Here is a 14,202-nt window from a genome sequence, read left to right as displayed (position 1 = left end):
GATGCTGTCACCGATCACGCTCGATGCCCGGTTCGCGGCCTATTCGCCGCGGCTCAACCGCCCCGCCTTCACCGCCGTCTCGATCCTGCTCCATGGCGGCGCGCTGCTGCTGCTCGTGGTGCTGGCGATCCAGGCCTGGGAGCAGACCGGGCTGTTCGCCTGGGCGGTGGGACTGGCCTATATCGCCTATGACACCTTCCTGCTGGGCTTCGTCGCGGTGAAGACCTGGTCGCTGCGCAAGCTCGCGCCGCCGTCCTTCGTCGATGGCGACCGCCCGACGCTGGCGGTGATGCTGGCGGCGCACAACGAACAGGCGGTGCTCGTCCAGTCGATCGAAGCGCTCGCCGCACAGTCCGATCCGCCCGACATCATCCTGATCGCCGACGATGGATCGACCGACGCCACCCCCGAGGTGCTGTGGAAGGCCTTCGCGATCGCCCCGGCCGACCATGGCGTGCTCGCGACCTCGCCCACCCTGCCCTCGCTACGCTGGCTGCGGATGCCGCATGGCGGCAAGGCGCGCACGCTCAACGCCGCGCTCGAGCGCGTCGACTGCGAGATCGTGCTGACCGTCGATGCCGATACCATCCTGAAACCCGATGCGATCGCGGCGATGCGCGGCGCGTTCCAGCGCGAGCCCGCGCTCGCCGCCGCGACCGGGCTGCTCGCGCCGATCTGCGACCGCAGCTTCGCGGGGCGGATGTTCGAATGGTTCCAGACCTATGAATATGTCCGCAACTTCATCTCGCGCTATGCGTGGATGCAGGTCAACGGGCTGCTGCTGATCTCGGGCGCCTTTGCCGGTTTCCGCCGCCAGGGGGTGATCGACGTCGGCGGTTTCGATCCCGACTGCCTGGTCGAGGATTATGAGCTGATCCACCGCCTGCACCGCTGGTCGGTCGATCAAGATCTCGGCTGGACGATCCGCGTGCTCGGTGACGCCCGCGCCCAGACCGATGCACCGGCACGGCTCCTGCCCTTCCTGCGCCAGCGCCGCCGCTGGTTCGGCGGCTTCCTGCAGACCCAATATTGGAACCGCGACATGGTCGGCAATAGCCGGTTCGGGCGGCTCGGCACGATGATGCTGCCGGTCAAGGCGCTCGACACGGTCCAGCCGCTCTATGGCCTCACCGCCTTCGCGCTGCTCGTCGCCTTCCTCGTCACCGGGCGCTTCGTGATCGTTCTGCCGATCCTGGCGGTGATGCTCGCCAAGGTCGTGCTCGACCTCAGCTTCCATTTCTGGTCGATCGGCCTCTATCGCCGCTGGTCGGGCGGGATGGTGCCCGAGGGGCTCGGCCGGGTGTTCCTGACCTCGCTGGTCGAGCCGTTCAGTTTCCAGCTGCTGCGCCATGTCGGCGCCGCCTGGGGCTGGATCGCCTTTCTGACCGGCCGTTCGACCTGGGGCAGCCAGGTCAGGCGCGGGATATTGGCCCGAAGCTGATCGCCCGCCGATTTCCCTCGGTCGAGCGGATCAGTGCACGACCCGCAGATGCGAGACGTTCGACGGCCTGGCGCCCTTGCTGCCCTCGATCCTTTCGTCGGCGAGCGAGCGCACCAGCGGCTGAAGCATGTCGTTGTAGCGCGCGAGCACCAGCGGATCGCCGACCGCGGCATGGTGGGTGACGAACCCGTCCTCGGTCCACAGATGGAGCGCGGCGCCCGGCGCCTCGGCGACGATCATCGGGCGGTCGTCGGGCCGGTCGGGGTCGATCGGCGACAGGTCGAGCGCGACCTGGGGCGCGGTAGACGGGCTGATCGCCAGGAAGCGCCCCTTCCAGCGGGTGGTGATCGAGCGGTGGATATGGCCGCAGATCATCGAGACATTGGCGCGGTCGCCGATCGCGGCGTCGAGGGTGCGGACCCATTGTTCCTCGGGTGCGGTCGTCATCCAGCCGATGCCGGTCTCGATCGGCGGATGGTGGAGGACGATCATCACCGGCTTGGTGCCGACCTCCTCGATCCGCGCGCGCAGCCAGGCCGCGCGGTTCGCACAGAAGGCGCCGCCATGATGGCCGTCCTCGAGCGTGTCGATCACGACGAAGCGGACATCGGCGGTATCGACGACATATTGGACGAAGCCGTCCTGGAGCGGCACATGCGGAAAGACCTCGCGCAGCGCGACCCGGTCGTCATGGTTGCCGACGCACATATAGACCGGAAATTTGCAGCTCGCGATCGCGTCTCGCAGCCGTTCATAACTTTCGATGTCGCCGCGATCGGTCAGGTCGCCGGTCAGGAACAGCATGTCGGGCTTGACCGACAGATTGTTGAGCCACGTCACCGCGGTGTCGAGCCGCTGCCGGTTGAACTCGCTCGGATTATCGGCCTCGAAGCCAAGATGGAGGTCGGTGAGCTGGGCAATCAGCATCGGTTCGATCCCATATTCTGGCGGGCCGGAGCCGCGCTATATTTTGACGCGCCCCCTTCGACGCTTCGGGAGTTCAACAGTTCCCCGCCTCCTGCGTTGTGATAAACAGCACAGGATCGGCACTATTAGACCATAGTTTACGTATCACGCGCCTTTTGCGGCGGCCCGCACCGTGGTTTCGGTGACCCGATCGGCCGCCTTGCCACGCACCTTGTTCGACCGCACCTGCGCCGGCGCGAAGCCGGTCCGGTGATAATCGTGGCACATCGCGCAGGCCGACGGCACTTCCTTCTTGGCGTCCTGGCCGCCATGGCACTCCTGGCACCGGGCGATCTTGGGCAGGTTGACGTCGGTCGCCGATGCCGATTTGGCGACACCATGACAGCTCGCGCAGGTCTCGGTCGCATGCGCGGCATGGTCGAACCAGCCCTTGGTCATATAGCGCTTGGCCAGCACCACCGGGGTCACCGCGAACGGCGTCGCCGCCGAGCCGGTCGGCTTGATCACATGGCAGTCGAAACAGGCGCCGCCCTTCGAGAACACCGCCTTGATCGTCGAGTCCGCGCTGCCGCCGCGGGTGATCTGACCCTGGGCATAGTCGACCGCCGCGATCCGGCTGCCGAAATCGCCCGGACGCCGGCGCGCCATGCCCTGCACCGCCGCCGCGCCGAAATTGGCGCCCGACCGGTAGAAGGCACGGATGTCGGCGACGACCTGTGCCGGATCGCCGTGGCGCAGCGTCCGGATCGTGCCGCCGACCTGCTCGAAATCGAGCGAGTGGCAGGCGGCGCAGTCGGTCTGCATGTCGACCGCGACGAAGCTCGACCCGGTCGAATCGCGGCGATGGCAATTGGCGCATTCGAGCGGCTTGCCATAGCCCTCGGCCCCCAGCGTCTGCGCCATCCTGGCGACCCCGTTGGTGGTCGACAAATGCATGTCGTGCGGGAATTTCAGCCCGTTATTCTCCTTGGGCGCCGTCGCCAGCGACAGCCGCTCGATCATCGGCACGCCGGTGGCCGAGACCATCCGCACGCCCGGCGAGAATTCGGGATGTCCGGTGCCGAAGTCGGAAACGTCCTTGAGCGCGGTGCTGGTGAGCCGTTCCTTCATGCCGGTATGGCAATTGGTACAGAAGCGCTCGTCGGTGGTGGGCATCGCGGTGGCGCCCTCATGCTCGGTATGGCATTCGACGCAGCGCCCCGGCGGCCGGTTGAACGCCGCCGCGACCAGTCCCTTGGCCTTGCCGACCACGCCCGGATCGCCCATCGCGACCTGCAGCTTGTCCTTGGTCGAATGGTCGTGGACCGTGGTGTGGCAGGCGACGCAGGCATCGTCGCGCACCGAGACCCCGGCATCGACATGGCAGGCCTTGCAGTTGTTCTCGAGCCCGGCATGGACCTTCGACAATTTGCCCGACGACCACATCTCGTCGGCATGGAAAGCGATCGGGCGCATCTGCGCATCCGACGGCTTGGCCGACGCCTTGTTCATATGGATCGAAACCAGCGGCCAGACCAGGAACAGGCCCAGCACCAGCAATGCGAGCACCCAGGACAGCGGCCGCCGGCCCGGGATCACCGAGGCGAGCGAGAAGACCTTCGCCTCCTCCTTTTCCTCGGCCGAGTTGGAGATGGTGCCGACCCGTTCGATCGTGATGATCACCTGGCCGCGCTGGTCGCCCTCGCCCGCGGTGATCGCCAGCGTGTGGCTGCCCATCCGCACGGTCGCGCCCGCCTCGGCATTGACCTCGGCCTGCTCGCTCTGCTTGCCGTCGATGAAGAACGGCAGGCCTGCGGTCGCCGAGATCTCGACCATGCCATGGCCCAGATCGCGGACGATCGCATGGTGCAGCGTCACCGCCAGATCGGCGAGATGGATATCGTTCTCGGTACCGCGCCCGATCGTCAGCTGATGCCGGGCGAAGCTTTTCGGGCGGATGATGTCGCGACCATCGGCGGTGCGCGCAACCGTGCGGACTATGAATGCCATGGGCGCGTTCTCACCAATAATAGAAGACGGCGACGATGTGCACGAACAGTGCGGCGATCAGCGCAAAGGTCAGCGGCACATGGACGTACAGCCAGACGTCGAGCAGCGCCTTCAACCGCAGATGCTTGCGGATGCGGGCCAGCGACGACCGCTTGCGCTCGAGCAGCGTCTCGACGAGGTCGAGCGCGTCGTTGCCATAGCCGGCCTGACGCGACGAGCTGCCGCGAACCGCGTGCAGCGCCGCGATCGTCCCGCATTTGGGATAACGCCCGGTCAGCCGCGAGACGAGGCCGCCCGCGAACGGATCGTCGTTGAGCGACATCTGGACGATCTCGGCTTCCTCATGGGTCAGCGGCTGCGCGGCGTCGTGGAGCTGCCGGTCGAGATTGCGCAGATTGTCGAGCATCTGGAGCTGGGTGGTCTCGCCGCGATTGGCGGCCAGCTCGGTCGGGATCAGCGAATAGGCCGAAATACCGAAGATGCCCGATCCGATCACCAGCATCATCAGCACATAGGCCAGGGTATGGACGTTCCAGCCGAACTGGAAACCGGTGTGGAGCGTGCCGATGACGACCAGCGACAGCCCGAGATAGACATGCGCCGAGGTCCAGTTCTTGAGCGACCAGCGCCCCGCGGTGATCGCCCGCTTCCTGACCCCGAGCATCGTCAGCCACAGGATCAGCAGCACCCCGATCGTGCCCATCGTATAGCCATAGGCGCTGCCGCCATTGGGACGCGGCTCGACATGGTTGAACGCGTAGATCAGGATCGAGACGAACATGACCGCCAGCGATATCTTGAGCCATAGATAGCCCCGATACCGCATGAAGCCTTCATGCTCGGATTGCCGCGTGCGCCCGGTGGTCGCGTGCCGGTCAGCCTTGGTCGCCATGGTCAGGCCTCGTTCCGCTCGAGCCGTGCTACGCTCAGAAATTCCTCGGGGGCGACGCGGATCGCGGCGCCGGTCGGGCAGGCGCGCACGCAGCTCGGGCCGCCGTCGATGCCCGAGCACATGTCGCATTTGACCGCGCGCTTGGCCTTTTCGCCCTTGGCGTTGGCATAGGCCCATTCATGACTGGCTTCGCCCGGCCCGGGCCCCTTTCCGAACAGGAACCAGGTCCACAGGCTCGGTTTCTTGGGCGGCTCCTTCTCCATCCGGATCACGCCATAAGGGCAGTTGCGCTGGCAATTGCCGCAGCCGATGCAGGTCTCGTCGATATAGACCTCGCCGTCCTGGCCGCGGTGGATCGCGGTCGGCGGGCAATCGGCCATGCAATGCGGATTCTCGCAGTGGCGGCAGCTCGTCGGCACATGGAGATTGGCGAAGGTCCGCCCCGCCTCGCGGTCGAGCCGCGAGATGCCGTCATGGCTGTCGGCGCAGGCCTTTTCGCAATTGTCGCAGCCGACGCACAGATTCTCGTCGATCAGCAGCACGTCGGTCGCCTCGCCCACGCCATTGTCGACGAGGAAGTTGGCGACGTTCGAATACATGTCGACCGCGCTGGCGAAACTGTCCTTCTTCGCCTCGATATAGGAGGCGAGTTCGAGCCGCTGGGTGACCGAAGCCGCCGCCTTGGTGCGCAGATCGGACTTGGCCTCGAGCAGGCGCCGGAACGCCTCGCCGTTGAGCTTGATCACCTCCGACTTCACCGCGGCGCGCACCGTGTTCTTGCGGATCGCGTGGCCATGGTCGAACAGTTCGAGTTCGCCCACATAGTTGCCGGCGGGGACATAGGAGAGGAACACCGGCTTGCCGCCGATCATCTTCTCGACGACCATCGATCCCGAGCGGATGACGAAGACGTCGGTGCCCTCCTCGCCCTGCTTGAAGATCGCCTCGCCGGCGCGCACGCCCTTGATCTCGGCGGTCTCGAGCACCTCGGCGAGATCCGCCGGCTGGAGCCCCGACTGCCACATCTGCAGCAGCTGGCGCTCGGTCGAGATGCGGGTGACCGCACGCTTCACGCCCGGTACCGATGCCATCACCTTGAGGATCGCGTTGCGCGGGATCTCGACCAGGATCGTGTCGGCGATCGAGCGGATCGTCGAACCGCGGCGGCGGCCCGACACCAGCCCGACCTCGCCGAAGATCGACCCCTGCGGGATGACGATGCCGGTCGAACGGCCGTCGGGCAGCGGAATGTCGACCGCCCCTTGCGCGATGCAGAACAGCGACGATCCCGGCGCGTTCTTTTCGAACACGACCTCGTTCTTGCCGAACGCGCGCACCTCCGAGTCGAGCATGAACTCGCGCATCTGCAGCGGCGACAATTCGGTGAGGATGGTGACGTTGGTGCGGATATATTCGAGCCAGTCGTCGACCGACTTCTTGACCGGCAGATTCTTGAACTTGGCCTCGAGGATCGGCTGGTCGGCCGGTTTCAGCCCGGTATTGCCGTTGATGAACTCGACCGCGTCATAGCCCTGGTTCATGCAGTGCTTGATCAGCGGATAGCCCGCGAGCGCGCCGATCACGAAGATGCCGGGGTTGGTCGTCTCGAACTGCGGCGACAGTTGCGGGAAGGCCTCGCGATCGTCGCTGGTGAACTGGATACCGCATTTCTCGATGAAGGCGCGCGGCGCCGCCGATCCCATGCGGGCGATGATGCGGTCGCAGGCGATTCGCGCCTCGCCGTCGCGGGTGTCGAGCACGAGGAAGCCCTGCTCGACCTTGCTCGGCGAGGTCTCGGTCATCACGTTGATGCGGCCCTCGTCGGCGGCCTCCATCAGCAGCTTGACGTTGGCGCCCTTGGCGCGGCTGAAATCGACGCCGCGGTTGAGGATGGTGACGACATTGCCCTGCGCGGCATCGGCGGCGAGACCCAGCGCATTCTCGATGCCGGCGTCGCCCGACCCGATGACGGTGATATGTTCGTCGACATATTCGCCGGGATCGTCGAGCTGGTACTGGACATGCGACAGGTTGCCGCCGGGCGCGCGCAACAGGTTCGGGTTGCCCTGGGTGCCGATCGCCAGGATGATGTTCTCGGCCTTGATGTCGGTGCCGTCGGTCAGCGACAAGGTGAAGTCACCCTTGGCGCCGGTGATCGCCTTGACCTCGGACTTCAGCCGGACGTTGATCTTCTGTTCGGCCGACTGCTTGTCCCAGACCCCGAGGATCGCCTCGCGCTTGCCGGCCTCGAAATCGACGTCGGCGCGCAGCACGAGCTGGCTCGGCGTCGCCATGACGTGCTTACCTTTCTGATACTTGTAGATCGTATCCGAAAGATGGTCGGTCTTTTCGAGAAGGACATGGCTGATGCCGAGCTTGGCGGCATGGGCGGCGGCGCTGAGCCCGGCGGGACCCGAGCCGACGATAGCAATACGATAAGTGTCTGCCACTTTTCCCCCTGCCCGTTTTCAACGCCCTCGTCAGGACATTGCATTGGCACCGAGGATTGCACCATTGATGCCTTGGCAATCAATGATTCAATAATCGGCGCGCCCCGCAGTCACTTTAACAGTTTGAACAGCTTGCGCTAGACTTTCTGTGCATCCGCAATGACCAAAGACAAAGTAGCGATCTGGAGACCTCGGTGAACAACAGCGAACCCGCAAAAAAGCGCCTGTCCATGTCTTTCGGCAGGGTGGCGCTGATTCTTGCCGCGCTGGTCGCGGTGCTGGCGGTGGTGCTGTCGATCGTCCGCTCCCGCGGCGTTTCGACCGCCGACCCCGCCGCCGCGCCGGCCGGCCAATCCGCCGCGGGGCCGGTACCCGACGTCGGCACGATGATCGCCGCGCTCGAGAAGAAACTGACCGCGAATCCGAACGATGCCGAGGGCTGGCACATGCTCGGATGGTCCTATTACAGCACAGGTCGCTATGCCGACGCCGCCACCGCCTATCGCAAGGCGGCCGCGATCGACCCGAAAAATGCCGAATATTGGTCGGCGCTCGGCGAGGTCGAGATATTGTCGGGCCCGGGCGGGGTGACCCCGCCGGCCGAGGCGTCGTTCCGCAAGGCGCTCGCGATCGATCCGAAGGATTTTCGCGCACGTTACTTCATCGGCGTGAAGAAGGATCAGGACGGCCGGCACAAGGAGGCGCTCGACGACTGGATCGCGCTGCTCAAGGACGCCCCCGCCGGCGCGCCCTGGGAGGATGCGGTGCGCGGCCTGATCGACAAGGCGTCGAAGGAACATGGCATCGACGTCGCCGGCCGGGTTCCGCCGAAGCGCGAATCGGCGCCCGCCGGCATGACCGCGCCCGATATGGGCGGTGGCGCGGGCATGGCGCAGGGTTCGTCGGGGGTGGCGGTCGCCACCCAGGGCATCCCCGGCCCGACCCCCTCCGACATGCAGGCCGCCTCGGGCATGTCGCCGGGCCAGCAGGACGAAATGGTCCGCGGCATGGTCGACCGGCTCGCCGCACGGCTCAAGGCCAACCCCAAGGACGGCGATGGCTGGATCCGGCTGATGCGCGCGCGCATCGTCCTCAAGGACCCGACCGGCGCCTCGCAGGCGCTCGCCGCCGGCAAGGCGGCCTTCGCCGGCGACAAGGCCGAACAGGCCCGGCTCGACGAGGCCGCGCGGGCGCTGGGGATCCCCGGCGCCTGAATCGGACACGCGTTACAGATGATAGTCCGAAATCACGAACTGGATCTGATCGGCGACGAAGAGCGAGAAATCCGCCGAACCGTCGCCGTCGATGTCGCCGGTAACGACCGTCTGCGCGCGGGCGGCGTCATATTCGTAGCGCAGTTCGCCGGCATGCTGGCTGAAGGCCGCGGTGCCGATGAAGATGAACGCCTGATCGCCGGCGGTGCCGCTATCGGCATCGATCGCCGAAAGATCGATCCGGTCGGCTTCGCCCTGATCGAAGTCGGCGATGACATCGCCCGATCCCGCCCCGCCGATCTCTTCGGCCGACGCGAAGATGAAGGTGTCGGCACCACCGCCCCCGAACAGGATATCGATGCCGGCGCCACCGGTCAGCATATCCTGACCGTCACCGCCATGCAGCATGTCGTCACCGGCCGCGCCATATAGGCGGTCGTTGCCGCCGCCGCCCTCGAGCCGATTGCCATAGCCGTTGCCGGTCAGGCTGTTTCCGAGATCGTTGCCGGTCCCGGTCAGGGCCGCCGGCGCGTCGGCGAGCGCCAGCGCCTCGACATTGGCGCCGAGCGTATAGCTGACGCTCGCGACCACCCGGTCGGTGCCTTCGGACGCATTTTCGATGACCTGGTCGGCACTGTCGTCGACATAATAGCTGTCGTCGCCTGCCCCGCCATACATCCAGTCGATGCCGCCATCGCCGAACAGCCGATCATTGCCGTCACCGCCCAGCAGGCGGTCGCCGCCGTCACCACCGCGCAGCGTGTCGTTGCCGCCGCCGCCGTCGAGGACATTGTCATAGCGGTTGCCGGTCATATTATTGTCGAGCGCGTTGCCGGTCGCCTCGAGCGCTCCCGCAACATCCGCCAGGGTCAATTTCTCGATATTGTCGCCCAGCGTGTAATTCGCGCTGGCAACGACGCTGTCATTACCCTCCGAGATATTCTCGATCACCAGGTCGGCAGTGCTATCGACATAATAGACATCGTCCCCGGCGCCGCCGGCCATGACGTCGTCGCCGCCATCGCCATAGAGACGGTCGTTGCCGTCGCCGCCGATCAGCCGGTCGGTACCGCCGCCGCCGTGGAGCACGTCGTTTCCGGCCGCACCGTCGAGGATATTGTCATAGCCATTGCCGATCAGACTGTTGTCGAGCGCGTTGCCCGTGCCCATCAACGCCACCGCCACGTCGGCGAGAACGAGCTTTTCGACATTGTCGCCCAATATATAGTCGGCGCTGGCGACCACCCGGTCATAGCCTTCGCCGGCGGCCTCGATCACCTGGTCGGCCATGTCGTCGACATAATAGCTGTCGTCGCCCAGGCCACCCGACAGGCGATCCGCACCGCCACCGCCGAACAGCCGATCGTTGCCACCGCCGCCGTTCAGGACATTGTCGAAGCCATTGCCGCTCAGCATATTGTCGAGATCGTTACCGGTCGCTTCGAGCGCGGTCGCGACCTCGGCGAGGATCAGCTTTTCGAGATTGTCGCCAAGGACGTAGTCGATGCTGGCGATGACCGTATCGACCCCTTCTTCGCCATGTTCGACCAGCTGATCGGCGATGTCGTCGACATAATATATGTCGTCCCCCACCCCGCCGACCATGGCGTCGGCGCCGCTGCCGCCATCGAGACGGTCATTGCCGTCACCCCCGATCAGCCGGTCGGCTCCGTCACCGCCATAGAGCCGGTCCGATCCCACCCCGCCGGTCACGAGATTGTCGAGTCCGTTGCCGGTCCCGGTGAAGTTTCCGCCTCCGACGAAGCTCAGATCCTCGACATTCGCGCCATTCGCCGAGAGATCGAAGCTGGCAAGCGTGGTGCGGATGAGGTCGTGCCCATCGTCGGATGCCTCGACCACCAGGTCCGACCGGCTATCGACCTCGTAGCGATCGTCGCCCGCCCCCCCGATCATCAGGTCGTTTCCGGTGCCCCCCTCGAGGAGATCGTCGCCGTTCCCGCCGATCAATTGGTCATTTCCACCCAGACCGCGCAGGCGGTCGACGCCGTCGGTACCGGTGACGATGTCGGCCGATGCCCCGCCTTCGCGGACGTCGTCGGTGCCGACGATGGCGATCGCGATTTCCTGGATCGATCCGTCCGCCGCCGTCACGATCGCGCGATCGACGAGGGTCTCGCCGCTGCTCAAAGCGTCGACGATCGGATCGGCATCGTCGAGCAGATAGGTCCAGGCGCCATCGGCGGCGATCGCGAAACTGCCATGCGCGGCGCCGGTCAGCAACTGGACGGCCGCCGGCACTCCATCCCATGTCACGTCGAGCCTGCCGGCGATCCGGCCGGGAATCGAGTCGATCGTGGCCGCTTCGTTCACGTTCCCGGCGATATCGCCGCCGATCACCGCATTAGACCAGGAGAAAGGTGCCGGCAGCAGCGTTTCGGATGTCCCTCCCAGATCGACATAGCGATAGGTCACCGTCACCACGCTGCCATCGGCGATATGGCCGGGCGAAAATTCCGGACCGTCGGCGCCGGCGACCGCCACCCCGTCGATCGCCCATTGATAGGCCAGGCTTGCCGGGCGGATCCCATCGGCATCGCCGACCGCGCCGACCAGCGACAGCGCCGCGCCGTTGCGGACGATCGCCAATGTGCTGTCGGGCACATGGTTTTCGCGGGTCCAGCCAGTACTGCCGCCGACGATCTCGCGGGTACCGCCGCCATCGATATAGATTGCCTCGACCGTATAGACGTCGCCCGCCAGGATGATGTCGGGGCGATATATGTCGATATGGACATCGGCGATCAGCGTGCCGTTGCGATACCAGTTATAGCCGATCTCGCCGATCCTGTCGGGATCCGCGAGACTGCTGGTCGCAACAAGGGTGCCGCCTTCGCCATCGACGGTCCCGGTGATCGTCACGAAGCCGCTGGGCGGCGCGTTCACAGCTGTGACCGGCGCGCTGCCGATGCTTTCGGCAGTGCCCTGACCGTCCACATAGCGGGCGGCGACGCTGATCTCGGCGCCGTGTCTTATCCCGGTGAGTTCGAAGGTGGGACCGGTCGCGTAAGCGCCCTCGGCATTCTGCCACGGCGCGCCGTCGACGAACCATTGATAATCGACCACGCCCAGGCCATCCGCGTCGGCCAGCGTGTCGATGACGCCGAGCACCGCGCCGTTCATCGGCGTTCCCTCGATCGTCAGCGATCCCGACGGCCCATCGTTGACCGCCGCCACGACATAGCCAAGCGACGCCGCGATGCTGCCGCCCTGGCCGTCGCTCACCGTGTAGCCGATCGTCACCGCACCGTTGAAGTTGGCGCTCGGGGTGATGATGTAACTGCCCTGGCCGTTGTCGACGACGCTGCCGTTGCTCACCGTCACCCCGGACACCGCCAACGCGTCGCCGTCGACATCACCGAAGCCCTGCAGCAGCGCGGTTTTCGCGACGGTGAAGGCGGTATCTTCGGTCGCCCCTGTCAGAGTCGCACGCGCACCGGTGACTGCCGGGGCATCGTTGACCGCCGCCACGACATAGCCGAGCGACGCCGCGACGCTGCCGCCCTTGCCGTCGCCGACCGTGTAGCCGATCGTCACCGCGCCGTTGAAGTTGGCGTTCGGGGTGATGATGTAACTGCCCTGGCCGTTGTCGACGACGCTGCCGTTGCTCACCGTCACCCCGGACACCGACAGCGTGTCGCCGTCGACATCGCCGAAGCCCTGCAGCAGCACGGTCTTCGCAACCGTGAAGGCCGTGTCCTCGACCGCGCCGCTAAGCGTCGCCCGCGCGCCGGTAACCGCCGGGGCATCGTTGACCGCCGCCACCACATAGCCGAGCGATGCCGCCACGCTGCCGCCCTTGCCGTCGCTGACCGTATAGCCGATCGTCACCGCGCCGTTGAAGTTCGCGCTCGGGGTGATGATGTAACTGCCCTGCCCATTGTCGACGACGCTGCCGTTGCTGACCGTCACCCCGGACACCGACAGTGTGTCGCCATCGACATCGCCGAAGCCCTGCAGCAGCGCGGCCTTCGCGACTGTGAAGGCGGTGTCTTCGGTCGCGCCGCTGAGTGTAGCCCGCACGCCGGTAACCGCCGGGGCATCGTTGACCGCCGCCACCACATAGCCGAGCGACGCCGCGATGCTGCCACCCTGCCCGTCGCCGACCGTGTAGCCGATCGTCACCGCGCCGTTGAAGTTCGCGGCCGGCGTGATGACATAGCCGCCCTGGCCATTGTCGACGACGCTGCCGTTGCTGACCGTCACCCCGGACACCGACAGCGTGTCGCCGTCGACATCGCCGAAGCCCTGCAGCAGCGCGGTCTTCGCAACCGTGAAGGTCGTGTCCTCGACCGCGCCGCTAAGCGTCGCCCGCGCGCCGGTAACCGCTGGCGCGTCGTTGACCGCCGCCACCACATAGCCGAGCGACGCCGCGACGCTGCCGCCTTTACCGTCGGTGACCGTGTAGCCGATCGTCACCGCGCCATTGAAGTTGGCGCTCGGGGTGATGATGTAACTGCCCTGCCCATTGTCGACGACGCTGCCGTTGCTGACCGTCACCCCGGACACCGACAGCACGTCGCCATCGACATCGCCGAAGCCCTGTAACAGCACAGCCTTCGCGACCGTGAAGGCGGTGTCCTCAACCGCGCCCGTCAGCGTCGCCCGCACGCCGGTGACAGCCGGCGCATCGTTGACCGCCGCTACGACATATCCAAGCGACGCCGCGATGCTGCCGCCTTTACCGTCGCCGACCGTGTAGCCGATCGTCACCGCGCCGTTGAAGTTGGCGCTCGGGGTGATGACATAGCCGCCCTGGCCGTTGTCGACGACGCTGCCGTTGCTCACCGTCACCCCGGACACCGACAGCGTGTCGCCGTCGACATCGCCGAAGCCCTGCAGCAGCGCGGTCTTCGCGACCGTGAAGGCGGTATCTTCGGTCGCGCCGCTGAGCGTCGCCCGCACGCCGGTAACGGTCGGAGCATCGTTGACCGCGGCGACCGACAACGTCACCGTATAAGCCGTCTCGTCCTCGCTGCGATAGGTGAAGCTGTCGGTGCCTGCATAATCGGCATCGGGCGTGTAGACGAACGAACCGTCACGGTGAAATTGCAGTTCGCCATGTTCGGGGCGCGACAGCAGGATCGCGGCGGTGGCGGCATCGTTGCGGAGAACGCCGCTGGGCGCCGCGACCGACAGCACGCCGTCCTCGGCCAGCGCATATCGATCGTTTCTTTCGCCGTCATCGGTCCGCGTGACATTGCCGAAACTGGTGGGGGTGGCGCTGTGGGTGGTGGAGGTGGAGTCGATGGTCGAAAGGCTGAACGCCGT

Annotated in this window: 7 protein-coding genes; 2 read left to right on the top strand and 5 right to left on the bottom strand. The window is 66.0% G+C overall.

All coding sequences use genetic code 11. From position 1 onward, the window contains the following. The first annotated feature begins 1 nt into the window (after position 1). Positions 2–1,441: a glycosyltransferase family 2 protein gene (locus AC1RM6_RS05845; RefSeq protein ID WP_493098987.1), complete on the top strand. Its 1,440-nt coding sequence runs from the start codon at positions 2–4 to the stop codon at positions 1,439–1,441. Positions 1,442–1,471: 30 nt separating this feature from the next. Here AC1RM6_RS05845 and AC1RM6_RS05840 read toward each other — a convergent pair whose 3' ends face one another. The 4 genes from AC1RM6_RS05840 to AC1RM6_RS05825 form a co-directional block, all read right to left on the bottom strand. Next, positions 1,472–2,368 carry a phosphodiesterase gene (locus AC1RM6_RS05840; RefSeq protein WP_493098985.1) on the bottom strand — a complete coding sequence of 299 codons (897 nt, stop codon included), beginning with the start codon at positions 2,366–2,368 and terminating at the stop codon, positions 1,472–1,474. A gap of 144 nt (positions 2,369–2,512) precedes the next feature. Next, entirely contained in the window at positions 2,513–4,357 is a 1,845-nt protein-coding gene (locus AC1RM6_RS05835; RefSeq protein WP_493098983.1) for a cytochrome c3 family protein, read from the bottom strand. A gap of 10 nt (positions 4,358–4,367) precedes the next feature. Then, positions 4,368–5,249 carry a hypothetical protein gene (locus tag AC1RM6_RS05830; RefSeq protein WP_493098981.1) on the bottom strand — a complete coding sequence of 294 codons (882 nt, stop codon included), beginning with the start codon at positions 5,247–5,249 and terminating at the stop codon, positions 4,368–4,370. Positions 5,250–5,251: 2 nt separating this feature from the next. Continuing rightward, positions 5,252–7,699: an NAD(P)-binding domain-containing protein gene (locus tag AC1RM6_RS05825; RefSeq protein ID WP_493098979.1), complete on the bottom strand. Its 2,448-nt coding sequence runs from the start codon at positions 7,697–7,699 to the stop codon at positions 5,252–5,254. A 230-nt stretch (positions 7,700–7,929) separates the two neighbouring features. Between AC1RM6_RS05825 and AC1RM6_RS05820 the strand changes: the two genes are divergently transcribed. Further along, on the top strand, positions 7,930–8,913 hold the full coding sequence (locus AC1RM6_RS05820; RefSeq protein ID WP_493098977.1) for a tetratricopeptide repeat protein: 984 nt from the start codon (positions 7,930–7,932) through the stop codon (positions 8,911–8,913). A gap of 12 nt (positions 8,914–8,925) precedes the next feature. Here AC1RM6_RS05820 and AC1RM6_RS05815 read toward each other — a convergent pair. Further along, positions 8,926–14,202, bottom strand: a 5,277-nt coding sequence (locus AC1RM6_RS05815) for a cadherin-like domain-containing protein (RefSeq protein WP_493098975.1), incomplete at its 5' end; no start/stop codon positions are given.

The organism is Rhizorhabdus sp. GW822-FHT03C02 (assembly GCF_058801765.1).
This window is presented reverse-complemented; position numbering and strand designations above follow the sequence as displayed.